This window comes from Pseudomonas iranensis (genome assembly GCF_014268585.2).
Taxonomy (GTDB): Bacteria; Pseudomonadota; Gammaproteobacteria; order Pseudomonadales; family Pseudomonadaceae; genus Aquipseudomonas; species Aquipseudomonas iranensis.
In genome coordinates this window covers 1057094-1072899 of record NZ_CP077092.1, presented here as the reverse complement: position 1 = coordinate 1072899, position 15806 = coordinate 1057094, and the positions used below count along the sequence as shown (strand labels likewise).

The 15806-nt window shown below is 59.7% G+C and carries 12 protein-coding genes, 1 other RNA gene and 1 pseudogene; 12 read left to right on the top strand and 2 right to left on the bottom strand.

Annotated elements, in window-relative coordinates; translation table 11 throughout:
• Complete coding sequence (locus tag HU724_RS04670) at nt 1–1404, bottom strand: sodium-dependent transporter (protein WP_186568016.1); 1404 nt, start codon at nt 1402–1404, stop codon at nt 1–3.
• Nucleotides 1405–1523: 119 nt separating this feature from the next.
• On the opposite strand from HU724_RS04670, the gene smpB reads away from it, so the two are divergent.
• Complete coding sequence (gene smpB / locus HU724_RS04665; RefSeq protein WP_007953781.1) at nt 1524–2006, top strand: SsrA-binding protein SmpB; 483 nt, start codon at nt 1524–1526, stop codon at nt 2004–2006.
• A 135-nt stretch (nt 2007–2141) separates the two neighbouring features.
• Here smpB and HU724_RS04660 read toward each other — a convergent pair whose 3' ends face one another.
• On the bottom strand, nt 2142–2909 hold the full coding sequence (locus tag HU724_RS04660; RefSeq protein WP_016771775.1) for an FCD domain-containing protein: 768 nt from the start codon (nt 2907–2909) through the stop codon (nt 2142–2144).
• A 263-nt stretch (nt 2910–3172) separates the two neighbouring features.
• On the opposite strand from HU724_RS04660, the gene HU724_RS04655 reads away from it, so the two are divergent.
• The 11 genes and pseudogenes from HU724_RS04655 (at nt 3173) to HU724_RS27910 (ending at nt 15281) form a co-directional block, all read left to right on the top strand.
• A complete protein-coding gene (locus tag HU724_RS04655; protein ID WP_016771776.1) occupies nt 3173–4867 on the top strand; it encodes a lactate permease LctP family transporter in 1695 nt (564 codons plus the stop codon).
• A gap of 149 nt (nt 4868–5016) precedes the next feature.
• Nucleotides 5017–5841, top strand: a complete 825-nt coding sequence (locus HU724_RS04650; RefSeq protein WP_016771777.1) for a (Fe-S)-binding protein — start codon at nt 5017–5019, stop codon at nt 5839–5841.
• Nucleotides 5838–7295 carry a LutB/LldF family L-lactate oxidation iron-sulfur protein gene (locus HU724_RS04645; RefSeq protein ID WP_041477924.1) on the top strand — a complete coding sequence of 486 codons (1458 nt, stop codon included), beginning with the start codon at nt 5838–5840 and terminating at the stop codon, nt 7293–7295. Before HU724_RS04650 ends, HU724_RS04645 begins: the two co-directional genes overlap by 4 nt.
• Complete coding sequence (locus HU724_RS04640) at nt 7292–7963, top strand: LutC/YkgG family protein (protein ID WP_186568014.1); 672 nt, start codon at nt 7292–7294, stop codon at nt 7961–7963. Before HU724_RS04645 ends, HU724_RS04640 begins: the two co-directional genes overlap by 4 nt.
• Nucleotides 7960–10770: an FAD-binding and (Fe-S)-binding domain-containing protein gene (locus HU724_RS04635; RefSeq protein ID WP_186568012.1), complete on the top strand. Its 2811-nt coding sequence runs from the start codon at nt 7960–7962 to the stop codon at nt 10768–10770. Before HU724_RS04640 ends, HU724_RS04635 begins: the two co-directional genes overlap by 4 nt.
• A 111-nt stretch (nt 10771–10881) precedes the next feature.
• A complete protein-coding gene (locus tag HU724_RS04630) occupies nt 10882–11163 on the top strand; it encodes a PA2433 domain-containing protein (protein ID WP_016771780.1) in 282 nt (93 codons plus the stop codon).
• 206 nt (nt 11164–11369) lie between these two features.
• A complete protein-coding gene (locus HU724_RS04625) occupies nt 11370–11645 on the top strand; it encodes a PA2433 domain-containing protein (protein WP_016771781.1) in 276 nt (91 codons plus the stop codon).
• Nucleotides 11646–11740: 95 nt separating this feature from the next.
• Nucleotides 11741–12129, top strand: a transfer-messenger RNA (tmRNA) gene (ssrA, locus tag HU724_RS04620).
• 498 nt (nt 12130–12627) lie between these two features.
• Nucleotides 12628–13215, top strand: a complete 588-nt coding sequence (locus HU724_RS04615) for a GNAT family N-acetyltransferase (protein ID WP_186568010.1) — start codon at nt 12628–12630, stop codon at nt 13213–13215.
• 146 nt (nt 13216–13361) lie between these two features.
• Nucleotides 13362–14423: pseudogene (locus HU724_RS27915) on the top strand (methyl-accepting chemotaxis protein); the annotation flags it as partial.
• Nucleotides 14418–15281, top strand: coding sequence for a methyl-accepting chemotaxis protein (locus tag HU724_RS27910; protein WP_370593494.1), 864 nt, complete (start codon nt 14418–14420; stop codon nt 15279–15281). The pseudogene HU724_RS27915 and the gene HU724_RS27910, both read left to right, overlap by 6 nt.
• The last annotated feature ends 525 nt before the right edge of the window (nt 15282–15806 follow it).

Here is a 15806-nt window from a genome sequence, read left to right as displayed (position 1 = left end):
TTACTTCCAGAGCTGAGCGGCAAAGACTACAAGAATGCCGATAGGCGCCACGTAGCGCATCAAGAACAGGGACAGGGCAAATAGAACCGGGTTACGGATGGACAATTCATCCCGCACCGCTTCACGCCCCATCACCCATCCCGCGAACAGCACGAAACACAAGCCACCGAGGGGCAACATGATCCGCGAGGTGAAGAAATCGATCACGCCGAAGAAGTCGAGACCGCTCTGCGCACCCCATTGATAGAGGCTGAACGCCCCGCCTTCGTTCACGAAAAACTTGGCTTCCTTCCAGATATTGAAAGAAAACACGGTGCCCAGACCAACGAACCAGCAGGTGAACGCAAGCCAGAACGTCACCCAGATGCGGCTGATTTTAGTGCGTTCAACCAAGTAAGCCACCATCGGTTCGAGTAGCGAAATAGCCGAACTCCAGGCAGCCACCGCGACCAGCACGAAGAACACCACGCCCATCAACTGGCCGAAAAATACATTACCAAAAGCAAATGGCAGGCTGACGAACATCAGCCCCGGGCCTTCGCTTGGGTTCAGGCCAGCAGCGAACACAATCGGAAACAGCGCCAGACCGGCGACCAGCGATACGAAAGTATCCAGCAGCGCAACGCCGACCACCGTGCCCGACAGCGAGGTGTTCTTCGGCATGTAGGCGCCGTAGATCATGATCGAACCAACGCCGACGCTCAGCGAGAAGAACGCGTGCCCCATCGCTGGCAGCAGGCCGTCGAGGACTTTTTCCGGGTGGAAGTCGAACATGAAATGCACGCCTTCCATGAAATGCCCGGTGGTCATGCTGTAGCCCAGCAGCACCAGAATCATCACGAACAGCAGCGGCATCATGATTCGCAGGCTGCGTTCAAGCCCGGCGACCACGCCTTTGGCGATCACGAAGGCCGACAGCAGCATGAAAATCGTGTGCCAAAGTGTCAGGCGCCATGGATTGGAGATGACATTGCCGAAATAGGCGCCGACCTGATCGGCCGTCGCGCCCTGGAAATCACCACGGCCCATGTCGACGATGTAATCCAGCGACCAGCCGCCGACCACACTGTAGAAAGACAGAATCAGCAGGGCCGTGATCATCCCGGCGAACGCGCCCCACGACCATTTCGCCGAGTGTCCGGCTTCCTGTGCCAGCACCTTCAGGGCATTCGCCGGACTTTGCCGGGCGCGCCGGCCGATCAGGGTTTCCGCGAGCATGACCGGGACACCGATGAGCGCGATGCACGCCAGGAACATCAGCACGAAAGCGCCGCCGCCGTAGACCCCGACCATGTAGGGGAACTTCCAGATACTACCCAGTCCCACGGCCGAACCGGTCGCGGCGAGTATGAATACCCAGCGGCTAGCCCAACTGCCGTGGACAGAAACCTTGTCTGTCGACATCGTTTATCACGCCCAAGCGTTAGAAAAAGAGGCCGCATTGTCCGGGATTCACTCAACCTGCTCAAGCACGCAGCAACACCGTAGCCGACAGCCGAACAACTCCATATAATGCCGCCCCTATGGCTAAACAGAAGAAACACCCAACAGGGACCATCGCGCAGAACAAAAAGGCGCGACACGATTACTTCATCGAGCACAAGTTCGAGGCTGGTCTGGTCCTGGCCGGCTGGGAAGTAAAAAGTCTGCGGGCGAGCAAGTTGCAGCTGGTCGACAGCTATGTGCTGCTCAAGGACGGCGAAGCATGGTTGCTCGGCAGTCACATCACGCCGTTGATGACCGCAAGCACCCACGTCATCGCCGACCCGGTGCGCACACGCAAACTGCTGCTCAACCGCCGCGAGCTGGACAAGCTTGCCGCCGCCGTGCAGCAAAAGGGTTACGCCTGCGTCTGCCTGTCCTGGTACTGGAGCAAGCACATGGTCAAGTGCGAAATCGCTCTGGGCAAGGGCAAGAAGGAATACGACAAGCGCGACACCGAGCGCGAGCGCGACGCCGGTCGTGAATTGCAGCGTGCGGTGCGCAACAAGGGCAAGGAAGATTAGTTTTCCACCCTGATCGTTCCCACGCTCTGCGTGGGAATGCATCCCGTGACGCTCCGCGTCACAATGCGGACGCAGAGCGTCCATTGCTGTATTCCCACGCAGAGCGTGGGAACGATCGTTTGCAGAACTAACTGACTACATCCCCTTGCGCCGCTCCGCCCGAGCCATGCGCTGCACTTCCTGACGTACCTCTTCCAGCACTTCCTGCACATACAGAATATGGCGGCTGGACACTTCCCGCGCCTGCTCGGCACGCCCTTCGATAATCGCCAGATACAATTCCCGATGCTGCGAGATCAGCATGTCGCGGGTTTCCGTGCGCTGTTTGTACATGCCGCCGATGTTGGTCACGACGTTGCGCTTGAGCAGATCGAACAAGCCGCGAATCGTATGCAGCAACACCGCGTTGTGGCTGGCTTCGGCAATCGCCAGATGAAACTTCGCATCCGCCGCGCCCTCTTCCGCCCGGCTGACTTCTTCGTGACGCGAGTAGCAATCCTGCAGCTCTTCGAACGCAGCGGTCAGGCGCTCGCGATCAACATCGGTGGCGCGCAATGCGGCGTAGTAGGCGCACGATGCCTCCAGAGTGTGCCTAAACTCAAGCAAATCACGTTGCGCTTCGGGATTGCTTTCAAGCAATTGCAGCAGCGGATCGCTGAACGTCGATCCGAGACCCTCCACCACATAATTGCCGCCGCCCTGGCGACTGACCAGCAAACCTTTGGCCGCCAGTTTCTGAATCGCCTCGCGCAACGACGGGCGTGATACGCCAAATTGTTCGGCCAGCGTGCGCTCGGCCGGCAGCCGCTCGCCCGACTTCAGCGTGCCCTCAAGGATCATCCCTTCGAGGCGCTCGACAATATCGTCAGACAAACGGCGCTGACGTATCTGATCAAAGCCCATAACTCATTTCTCCACGATCCCGACCGCTCGCCGGGGTGTCTATTCTGGCCTATCCGCGCGCCGCCGACACCTGCCAGACACCACTCCGCCAAAGCGGATCAGTTGCCCTCTGCACCGCATCTTCGACGAAAGTTTCAGAGCGGCAAATTGACACACCGCCACCAAGGCTTTTACCCTAGCCGACAGCGCTTGTAAATTGGTCTTACCAATTATCCAAGATTGCTTACAGTGCCTGACCAACAACAATTAGGGGCCACCCCACTATGCAAACCTGGCAACAGCTCTACAGCCCGCTCGGCAGTCTTGGCGTCTCCGCTCTCGCGGCCGTCATTCCCATCGTGTTCTTCTTTCTCGCCCTGGCGGTGTTCCGCCTCAAAGGCCATGTGGCCGGCAGCATCACCCTCGCGCTTTCGATTGCCGTGGCGATTTTCGCCTTTCAAATGCCAGTGGACATGGCCTTCGCCGCCGCTGGTTACGGTTTCGCTTATGGTCTGTGGCCGATTGCCTGGATCATTGTCGCAGCGGTGTTCCTCTACAAACTGACGGTGAAAAGCGGTCAGTTCGAGGTCATCCGCAGCTCGGTCCTGTCGATCACCGATGACCAGCGCTTGCAGGTGTTGCTGATCGGTTTCTGCTTCGGCGCCTTTCTGGAAGGTGCCGCCGGTTTCGGCGCGCCGGTCGCGATTACTGCCGCACTCCTTGTAGGACTGGGCTTCAACCCGCTGTACGCCGCCGGCTTGTGCCTGATTGCCAACACTGCGCCGGTAGCGTTCGGCGCGCTGGGGATTCCGATCATCGTGGCGGGCCAGGTCACTGGCATCGACGCCTTCAAGATCGGCGCCATGACCGGTCGCCAGCTGCCACTGCTGTCGCTGTTCGTGCCGTTCTGGCTGGTGTTCATGATGGACGGCCTGCGCGGTGTGCGCGAAACCTGGCCGGCCGCGCTGGTGGCAGGTCTGAGTTTCGCCATCACCCAATACTTCACCTCCAACTTCATCGGCCCGGAACTGCCGGACATCACCTCGGCACTGGCCAGCCTGATTTCCCTGACCCTGTTCCTCAAGGTCTGGCAACCACGTCGCGCCGCCGGCCAGCACATCGTTGGCGCTGTATCCGCTTCAGTGGTCAGCGCCAGCGTCGGCGGTTTCGGCCAGAAGCGCACCACCGTGGCTTCGCCCTACAGCCTCGGGGAAATTTTCAAGGCGTGGTCGCCGTTCCTGATCCTCACTGTGCTGGTGACGATCTGGACGCTGAAGCCTTTCAAAGCCATGTTCGCTGCCGGCGGCTCGATGTACAGCTGGGTGTTCAACTTCGCGATTCCGCACCTTGATCAACTGGTGATCAAGACTGCGCCGATCGTGGCCAATCCGACTGCCATTCCAGCGGTGTTCAAACTTGACCCGATTTCCGCCACCGGAACGGCGATTTTCTTCTCCGCGCTGATTTCGATGCTGGTACTGAAGATCAATTTCAAAACTGGTCTTACCACTTTGAAAGAGACCTTCTACGAACTGCGCTGGCCAATCCTATCGATCGGCATGGTGCTGGCGTTCGCCTTTGTCACCAACTACTCCGGCATGTCGTCGACCATGGCCCTGGTGCTGGCGGGTACTGGCGCCGCGTTCCCGTTCTTCTCGCCATTCCTCGGTTGGCTGGGCGTGTTCCTCACCGGTTCGGATACGTCGTCGAACGCGCTGTTCAGTTCCTTGCAAGCGACCACCGCCCACCAGATCGGCGTCAACGACACCTTGCTGGTGGCGGCCAATACCAGCGGCGGCGTGACCGGCAAAATGATCTCGCCGCAATCGATCGCCGTGGCCTGCGCCGCGACCGGTCTGGTCGGCAAGGAATCGGATCTGTTCCGCTTCACTCTCAAGCACAGCCTATTCTTTGCAACCATCGTCGGTTTGATCACCTTGGCTCAGGCCTACTGGTTCACTGGCATGCTGGTGCACTAAACCTACAAGAAAGACGGAAATAACCGACGCCGGCCCGTGATCCGGCGTCAGCAATTCACCACCGGGTCTGTAAGGCTGCTGAAAGCAATGCGCTTTATATTCGGCAGCCGCAGCAGACGGATAACCGGGCCCACCCGGAGACACGCCTGATGAGCGAGCTTTTTTACAACGCCGTGCCGAACGCGACCCGCGTGGCACCGCCACTGCCCGAACCTCGGCAATACCCCAGCGAAAAACCGTCGCGGGTCTACCTGTTCGGCACGTGTGTAGTCGACCTGTTCTACCCCGAAGCCGGGATGGACGCGATCCATCTGCTGGAGCGCGAAGGGATTCGGGTCGAGTACCCGCAAGGGCAGAGCTGCTGCGGCCAACCGGCCTACACCTCGGGTTACACCGAGCAGGCGCGGACGGTAGCGCGCTCGCAATTGGCGTTGTTTGCCGGAGATTATCCGGTGGTGGTGCCGTCGGGTTCCTGCGCCGGCATGCTGCGCGAGCATTACGCCGACTTGTTCAAGGACGAGCCAGAAACGTTGAAACAAGTGCAGGCCCTTGCGGCTCGCACTTATGAACTGGCCGAATTTCTGCTGTTCGTCTGCAAGGTGCAGCTCAAGGACAGCGGCGAACCGGTGAAAGTCGCGCTGCACACATCGTGTTCGGCACGCCGCGAAATGAACACCCACCTGCACGGGCGCGAGTTGTTGGCGCAGTTGAGCAATGTGGAACGGGTCAATCACGACCACGAAAGCGAATGCTGTGGCTTCGGTGGGACATTCAGCGTCCGTATGCCAGACATTTCCGGCGCGATGGTCGCTGACAAGACCCGCGCACTGAAGGAGTCCGGCGCGCACAAGGTACTGAGTGCCGACTGCGGCTGTTTGATGAACATCAACGGCGCGCTGGAGAAACAGCAGCAAGCGTTACGCGGGCAGCATCTGGCGAGCTTCCTCTGGCAGCGAACCGGAGGTGCGCAATGAGCACCTCAACGATTATTCCTACGGTCGCCGTAGAAGAAGATTTCCGCACCCGGGCACACAATGCCTTGGGTGATCAGCAGCTGCGGAACAACTTCCGCACTGCCATGGATTCACTGATGACCAAGCGGGCAGCGGCTTTCAGCGATGCCCACGAAAGAGAACACTTGCGCGCACTGGGCAATTCGATCAAGGCCCGCGCGCTGTCCAAGTTGCCCGACCTGCTCGAGCAACTGGAACAGAACCTGACCCGCAACGGTGTGACAGTGCACTGGGCGGAAACGGTGGACGAGGCCAATGGCATCGTCCTGTCGATCATCCGCGCTCACGAGGCGCGGCAAGTGATCAAGGGCAAATCGATGGTCAGCGAAGAGATGGAGATGAACCATTTCCTCGAGGCTCGGGACATTGAATGTCTGGAGTCCGACATGGGGGAGTACATCGTCCAGCTCGACCACGAGAAGCCTTCACACATCATTATGCCGGCGATCCACAAGAATGCCGGTCAGGTCGCGTCCTTGTTCCACGACAAACTTGGCGTGGAATACACCAAGGACGTTGACCAACTCATTCAGATCGGTCGCAGGGTCCTGCGGCAGAAATTCTTCGAAGCCGACATCGGCGTCTCCGGCGTCAACTTCGCCGTGGCCGAAACCGGTACCCTGCTGCTGGTGGAAAACGAAGGCAACGGCCGCATGACCACCACCGTGCCGCCGGTGCATATCGCCGTGACCGGCATCGAAAAAGTCGTGGAAAACCTGCGCGACGTGGTGCCGCTGCTTTCACTGCTGACGCGCTCGGCGCTGGGCATTCCGATCACCACTTACGTCAACATGATCTCCGGCCCGCGCAAGGAACACGAACTCGATGGCCCACAGGAAGTGCATCTGGTGCTGCTCGACAACGGTCGCAGCCAGGCCTTCGCCGACAGTGAATTGCGCCAGACCCTGAACTGCATCCGCTGCGGCGCCTGCATGAATCATTGCCCGGTTTACACCCGCGTCGGCGGCCACACCTATGGCGAGGTCTACCCAGGCCCGATCGGCAAGATCATCACCCCGCACATGGTCGGCCTGGCCAAGGTTCCGGACCACCCGAGCGCGTCCTCACTGTGCGGCGCCTGCGGTGAAGTCTGCCCGGTGAAAATTCCGATCCCGGCGATCCTGCGCCGTCTGCGCGAGGAAAACGTCAAAGCCCCGGACGCACCGAATCAGGTGATGCGTGGCCAGGGCAGCAAGTATTCGCGCAAGGAGCGCTTCATCTGGAACGCCTGGGCCAGACTCAACAGCTCGCCGACGCTGTACCGCTTGTTCGCTTTTTTCGCCACGCGCCTGCGCGCCCTTACGCCGAGCAATGTCGGCCCATGGACGCAAAACCACAGCGCGCCAAAACCGGCCGCGCGTTCGTTGCATGACATGGCCCGCGAGCATCTGGCCAAACAGGGAGAGCGTCGATGAGCGCCAAGCAAAATATCCTCGGCAAACTGCGGAAAAGTCTGACCGGCACCACGCCAATTGCCGACAACTTCGATGTCGATCTGGTCACCCAGCCCTACACCTACAGCGCCGAGCAACGCATCCCGCAACTGCGCAAACTGATGGAGGCGGTGCACACCGAAATCCACCTGACCTCGGGCGCCGAGTGGCCGGCATTACTGGCGCAACTGCTGCGTGACCGCCAGTTGCCGAGCCTGCTGATCGCACCGACCACACCGCACGGGCAACGCATCGCACAGCACTGGGCGAACAATCCCGAGCTGCCTGCACTGAAATTCTACGACCGGCCAATGGAAGCGTGGAAAGCCGAGCTGTTCAACGACACCCCGGCCAGCCTCACTGGCACCCTCGGTGCCATCGCCGCAACCGGCAGCCTGATCATCTGGCCTACCCGTGAGGAACCGCGCTTGATGAGCCTGGTGCCGCCGGTGCATTTCGCCCTGCTCAAGGCCAGCGAAATCCGCGACAACTTCTATCAAGTGCAAGAGGAATTCGAATGGGCGCAAGGCATGCCGACCAACGCGCTGCTGGTCTCCGGCCCGTCGAAAACCGCCGATATTGAACAGGTCCTGGCGTATGGCGCGCATGGCCCGAAAGATCTGGTCGTGCTGATTCTGGAGGATCAATGAGTCTTCCTGCTGCTTTCCTGCGTGATGCCGAGCAACTGATTCCAGCAGACCGGCGTTTCGACGACCCGCTGTCGACTCTGGCCTTTGGCACCGACGCCAGTTTCTATCGACTGATTCCGAAACTGGTGGTCCGCGTCGAGTCTGAAGACGAAGTCGTGGCGCTGCTGCAACTGGCCCAGCGCGACAAGGTGCCGGTGACCTTCCGCGCTGCCGGCACCAGCCTGTCCGGGCAGGCGATCAGCGACTCCGTGCTGATCGTGCTTGGGGATAACTGGAACGCCCGCGAGATTCGCGGCCAGGGCACGCAGATCCGCCTGCAACCGGGCGTGATCGGCGCGCAGGCCAACGCCTGGCTGGCACCGTTCGGGCGCAAGATCGGCCCGGACCCGGCGTCGATCAATGCCTGCAAGATCGGCGGCATCGTCGCCAACAACGCCAGCGGCATGTGCTGCGGCACCGCGCAGAATACCTATCACACCCTGGCCGGGATTCGCTTGGTGCTGGCCGACGGCACGCGCCTCGACAGCGAAGACCCTGCCAGCGTCGCGGCATTTCGCTCCAGCCACGGCGACCTGCTCGAACGCTTGGCGACATTAGGCCGCGAGACCCGCGCCAACGCTGCACTGGCCGCAAGAATCCGCCACAAATACCGTCTGAAAAATACCACCGGCCTGTCGCTCAACGCCCTGGTGGATTTCGACGAGCCTGTGGATATCCTGAGCCACCTGCTGGTCGGCTCCGAAGGCACGCTCGGCTTCATCAGCGCGGTGACTTACGACACCGTCATCGATCACCCGAACAAGGCCTCGGCGCTGATCGTGTTCCCCGATGTCGAGACCTGCTGCAACGCGGTGACCGTGCTGAAAAGCCAACCGGTATCCGCCGTGGAACTGCTCGACCGACGCAGTCTGCGCTCGGTGCAAGACAAAAAAGGCATGCCCGCTTTCGTACAGCTGCTGTCGGAAAATGCCTGCGCGCTGCTCATCGAATCCCGCGCCGCTTCGTCGACACTGCTGCAGGAACAACTGGCGCAAATCATGGCGTCCCTGCGCGATTTCCCCATGGAGAAGCAGGTCGACTTCACCGAAGACCCGGTGGAAAATGCCCGCCTCTGGGCCATCCGCAAAGACACCTTCCCCGCCGTCGGCGCCGTGCGCAAAACCGGCACCACGGTAATCATCGAAGACGTGACCTTCCCGGTCGAACAACTGGCGATCGGCGTCAATCGCCTGATCGAGCTGTTCGACAAACATGCCTACGACGAAGCGATCCTCTTCGGACACGCACTGGAAGGCAATCTGCACTTCGTCTTCACCCAAGGCTTCAACAGCCCGGAAGAAATCGCACGCTACCAAGCGTTCATGGACGACGTCGCGCAACTGGTCGCGGTGGAATTCGGCGGCTCGCTGAAAGCCGAACACGGCACCGGCCGCAACATGGCGCCGTTCGTGGAACTGGAATGGGGCAGCGACGCCTATCAACTGATGTGGCAGCTCAAACGCCTGCTCGACCCCAACGGCATTCTCAATCCGGACGTGGTGCTCAGCGAAGATCCGCAGATCCACCTCAAGCGTCTGAAACCGCTGCCGGCCGCTGACGAGATTGTGGATAAGTGCATCGAGTGCGGTTTCTGCGAACCGGTCTGCCCATCGAAAGGCCTGACCTTGAGCCCGCGCCAGCGCATCGTCATCTGGCGCGATATCCAGGCGAAAAAACGCGCCGGCGTCGACACCACCGAACTGGAAAAAGCCTACGAGTACCAAGGCATCGACACCTGCGCCGCGACCGGTCTGTGCGCGCAACGCTGCCCTGTAGGCATCAACACCGGCGAACTGGTGAAAAAGCTCCGTGGCCGACACGCCACGCATCAGAAAACCGCTGACTGGATCGAAGGAAATTTCGCCAAGACCCTGCAAGGCGCGCGCTTCACCCTGCATGTCGCCAACGGCGCGCGAATGATGCTCGGCGCACCGCGTCTGGCGAAGTTGTCGGCGACGCTGACGCGCTTGTCCAAAGGCCAGGTGCCGCTGTGGACCAACGCCATGCCACAACCGGAAAAAGCCATTCGCTTCAGCCCGAGCGTGGCCGACGAGCGCCCGCGCGTGGTTTATCTGGCGGCTTGCGTGTCGCGGGTGATGGGCCCGGCGGCGGGTGACAAAGAACAGATGTCGCTGTACGACAAAACGCGTGGTCTGCTGGAAAAGGCCGGTTACCAGGTCGTCTTTCCCGACAATCAGGACAACCTCTGCTGCGGTCAGCCGTTCGCCTCCAAGGGCTACGCCGAACAGGCCGAGCACAAACGTCAGGAGCTGATCAGCGCCCTGCTCCACGCCAGTCGCGGCGGCCTTGACCCGATCTATTGCGACACCAGCCCGTGTACGTTACGGCTGGTTCAGGACATCGGCGAAACACGACTGGATCTGTACGATCCGGTGCGCTTCATCCGTACGCATCTGCTGGATCGTCTGGACTTCACACCCCAGGAAGCGCCGATTGCCGTGCACGTGACCTGCAGCACTCAACACTTGGGCGAAAGCCAGGCGCTGATCGATCTGGCGCGCAAATGCAGCAACACCGTGGTGATTCCTGAAGGCATACATTGCTGCGGATTTGCCGGCGACAAAGGCTTCACCACACCGGAGCTGAACAGCCATTCGCTGCGTACGCTCAAGGACGCCGTGCAGCACTGCAGCGAGGGCATTTCCACCAGCCGCACCTGCGAAATCGGCCTGACCCAGCACGGTGGCATCGACTACCACGGGCTGGTTTATCTGGTGGATCGGGTGACACAGGCCAAAGTCTGCTGAACAAAAATCAGAACCCTTGAGCGAGGCGGTAGTCCACTGCACATGCCCCGGACCATTCGGGGCCTGTTCAACGGTCAGCGAAGTCTGAACCCTCAGTTCAAGGAGATACACATGAACCGCTCTGTAATGTTAGGTCTGTTTGTCACTGCCTCGATGATGGCGTCCACTTCGTTCGCCGCTGAAAAACCCGCCGATTTGTGCGATGCCAATCTGCAGAGAATCGATAGCGCCAAGACTCAATACCAGACGTCACCGGATCTGAATGCGCGCGTCTCGGCCAGTGTCAGCAAAGCCCGCGCCCTGAAAGCACAAGGCAAGATTGACGACTGCCTCGCTGAAACCCAGCAAACCCTGCTGGACATTCAAAACGCTACCGGTGACACCAAAAAATGATTCATGCGCCGACCTCTTACAGGTCGGCTGCATCGGCACCTGGTCGACCGATCTGGCCATTTGACATTCGTTGCAAATAAAACCGAATTCCTGCGCAGCGAAGCGGTCAACCAGACAGGTCCTATACTGACCTCGCTTGTCTTGACCTCGGCATCGCGGCCAGACCGTCCGGCAGCACCGAGCCCCCATCGTTCAAGGAGATACCCATGAAGCATTCTGCAATTGCTGGATTGTTTATCACTGGTGCACTTCTGGCCTCGCCGGTGTTCGCGGCCGACAAAGACCTTTGTGCCGGGAATCTTCAAAGCATCAAAGACTTCGTCACCAGCCAGCCGTCCCTTCCTGAAAGCTCCATGAATAACATCAAGGAAGCACAGGAAAAAGCCACTGCGGCCCAGGCGTCCGGCAACGACAAGGAATGCATCGAGGTTACCAACGGCATCATCAGCAAGATGCAGATCCGTAACCCGACGCGTAACTGATGTCGCGCAGGCCAACCTTCGGGTTGGCCTGCCAAGCGTTTTGACGTACACTGTGCACGCTTGTTGCCCGAACAGATTCACCGGGCAATGAGTTCGGGGCCGTTTAGGATTCGACGCCGGTTGCGAAACTCTAGGTGCATGCCGACTTGGTAACAGAAGTCGTAAATCCACTGTTGCAACTACTTATAGTTGCCAATGACGACCAATACGGTGTTGCTCTCGCTGCTTAATTGCAGCTGACAATGCTCCTGGTACCTTCGGGTCCAGCAATCATCAGGGGATGTCTGTAAACCCGAAATGATTGTCATATAGAACAGAATCGCCGTGCAGTACGTTGTGGACGAAGCGGCTAAAACTTACACAACTCGCCCAAAGCACCCTGCCCGTCGGGTCGCTGAGGGTTAACTTAATAGACACGGCTACGCATGTAGTACCGACAGCGGAGTACTGGCGGACGGGGGTTCAAATCCCCCCGGCTCCACCACTTCATCATCTAAAGACGTCCACGGACGTCTTTTTTTGTGCCTGAAATCCAGTAAATACGGGGGTTTCAGGGCTATTGGGCTCCACAGCGTTTCAGGCAGATCCATTTTGAAATGTATTCCAAGGCGTATTCCAAGCCCACTGACTGATAAATTTCGGAATACATATTGACCGGCGGCGACGGCCTTCAGTTACGAGTCCGAACCAACGGTTCGAGGCCCATCGACCCTCAACGACAGAGCCCGCCCAATGCGGGCTTCATCGCATCTGGTGATTGGTATATTCCCGTCAACAAACACGTCGAGCCCACCGCCCAGCACGATGAATTTTTCTTCACCGCCCCCCGCCCCTCAAACCGATAAAATCCCCCCGCTCATTCAAGAAACTACGGTTCGCCCGCGCTCCTAGCGGGCTTTTTTTCGCATCGGCTTCTCCATATCTTGCCGCTCCCCAGCATATGCGCGACTCTGCCAGCAGATCCCTCGCCAAGGAGCGCTCGATGCCGCTGTTATCCCTGCCCTGCCCGCGCCTCACGCTGGCCATCCTCTCCCCCGATCAAGCCGAGCTCGAAAGCGCGTTCTACCAGCGCAACCTCCGCCACCTGGCCCCGTGGTCACCCATCCGCACCACCGACTATTTCTCCACCGCCAACATCCGCCGTCGCTTGGAGATCCAGGCCAGTGCCTTCGAAGCTGGGTTAGCCATGCATTTCGCGCTGCTGTCGCCGGACGGTCAGCAGATGATTGGGGCGTGCAATTTCAGCGGGATTATTCGTGGGGCGTTTCAGGCGTGTTATTTGGGTTATCACATTGATGAGGCGCATCAGGGGCAAGGTTTGATGAAGGAGGGGCTGGAGGCGGGGATTGGTTATATGTTCGATGTGCAGAATCTGCATCGGATCATGGCCAATTACATTCCGGGCAATGAGTGCAGTGCGCGTTTGCTTGAGCGCTTGGGTTTTGAGCGGGAGGGGTATGCGAAGGCGTATCTGAATATCGCCGGGCGTTGGCAGGACCATGTGCTGACGGCGTTGGTCAATCCCGGGTTCGAGGCGCCGGATCAGCGTTGGTCGCGGCGCCTGGGTTGAGCGCACGAAACCTGTCAGACAAAAATCCTTTCAGCTCTCGGGTTTGCGGCCGATACAGACCTGCTAACACCCTTGCTGGCTCAAAAGAACAACAATCTTCCAGCTTAACTGACGACCAAGAAACCCAACGTTTCTGGAGGATTTGCATGAATAGCTGGTTCGGTAACATCAGCGTGAACATGAAACTCGGCCTGGGCTTCGGCCTGGTGCTGGCCCTGACCTGCATTCTGGCGCTGACCGGCTGGACCAGCCTCGGCGGCCTGATCGACCGCAGCAACTGGATGAGCGACATTACCCAGCTCAACGCTGGCCTGACCAAACTGCGCGTGGTGCGCCTGCAGTACATGCTGACCAATGGCGACGAAACCGCCGCGCAGAATGTGCAGACCACCCTGGAAAGTTTCGCCGCTCAGCAGCAGGCGTTGATCAGCAAATTCAAGAGTCCGGAGAACGTCAAACTGCTCAAGCAGCAAGCCGCGACCATCGCTGAATACCAGACCTCGCTGAACAAAATGCGCAACGCCTATCGCACCGGCAACAGCGCGCGCGACACCATGAGCGTCAACGCCCAGAACGCCTACAACCTGATCGAATCGATCAGCCAGCGCGTGCAGCAGTCGGAGTTGAGCGATCAGCGTTTCGAGCAGTTCCAGGCGGTTACTGCGGCCAAGGAAGCGTTCATCCTCGCGCGCTATGAAGTGCGTGGTTACACCGCGACCAGCAACGCCGAGACCGAGCAGAAAGCCGTCGGCCAGATCGACGCGGCCATCGCCAGCCTCAAACCGCTGAATGCGCAATTTGCCGCGACTCAGCAGGATGCCTTGCGCCAATTGGAAACCGCGCTGACCAGCTATCGCAGCGCGTTGATGGCGTACAAGAACGCCAACACCGAGGCCGTGCAGGCGCGTAAGGAAATGACCGATCAGGGCACCACCATCGTCGCCCTGAGCGAGCAGCTGTACCAGATCCAGCTCGATCGCCGTGATGCTGAAAGCGCTCAGGCGCGCACCTTTCAGTTGATCAGCACGTTGCTGGCGCTGCTGGTTGGCGTGATTGCTGCCGTAATCATCACCCGTCAGATCACCCGGCCGTTGCAGGAAACCCTGGCCGTGGTTGAGCGCATCGCCAGCGGCGACCTGACCCAGAATGTCACCGTTACCCGTCGCGATGAACTCGGCGTGTTGCAGCAAGGCATTGCGCGCATGGGCGTGACCCTGCGTGATTTGATCAGTGGCATCCGCGACGGCGTCACTCAGATCGCCAGCGCCGCTGAAGAGTTGTCGGCCGTGACCGAGCAGACCAGCGCCGGTGTGAACAGCCAGAAAGTCGAGACCGATCAGGTCGCCACGGCCATGCACGAAATGACTGCCACGGTGCAGGAAGTTGCGCGCAATGCCGAGGAAGCGTCGCAAGCCGCTGCCGCTGCGGACGGCGAAGCCCGTGAAGGCGACAAGGTTGTGAATGAAGCGATTGCGCAGATCGAGCGTCTGGCCAGCGAAGTGGTGCGCTCGACCGAAGCGATGAGCGTGCTGCAACAGGAAAGCGACAAGATTGGCAGCGTGATGGACGTGATCAAGGCTGTTGCCGAACAGACCAACCTGCTCGCGCTCAACGCCGCGATCGAGGCGGCACGTGCCGGTGAAGCCGGGCGTGGTTTTGCCGTGGTGGCCGATGAGGTGCGCGGTTTGGCTCAACGCACGCAGAAATCCACCGAGGAAATCGAAGGTCTGGTCGCCGGTCTGCAGAACGGCACCCAGCAGGTTTCTGCAGTGATGAACAACAGCCGCGCGCTAACCGACAGCAGCGTCGCCCTGACGCGCAAGGCCGGCGCCTCGCTGGAAAACATCACCCGCACGGTGTCGAACATCCAGTCGATGAACCAGCAGATCGCCGCCGCTGCCGAACAGCAAAGCGCCGTGGCCGAAGAGATCAGCCGCAGCATCATCAACGTCCGTGACGTGTCCGAACAGACGGCCGCAGCGAGTGATGAGACGGCAGCGTCGAGTGTTGAACTGGCGCGGTTGGGTGGTCAGTTGCAGCAGATGGTCAGCCACTTCCGCGTATGACGTTCGTTTTGCGCTGAGGCTGAAACCGAATCGCGGGCAAGCCCGCTCCCACAGGTTTTCGTGGTCGAGCACTGTTGATGTGTTCACCTCGATAACTGTGGGAGCGGGCTTGCCCGCGATGGCGGTGGGTCAGGTCAGCCTAACCAACGTCGCCTGACACTGCGCCTTCGCGAGCAGGCTCGCTCCCACATTGGATTTGTGTGGCTCGCTGGATTTTGAGCACACCGCAATACCCCTGTGGGAGCGGGCTTGCCCGCGATGGCGGTGGGTCAGTCAAATCAACATTGCCTGACACTGCGCCTTCGCGAGTTGGCTCGCTCCCACATTGGATTTGTGTGGCTCGCTGGATTTTGAGCACACCGCAATACCCCTGTGGGAGCGGGCCTGCTCGCGATTGCGGTGGGTCAGTCAAATCAACATTGCCTGACACTGCGCATTCGCGAGCAGGCTCGCTCCCACATTTGGATTTGTGTGGCTCGCTGGATTTTGAGCACACCGCAATACCCCTGTGGGAGCGGGCTTGCC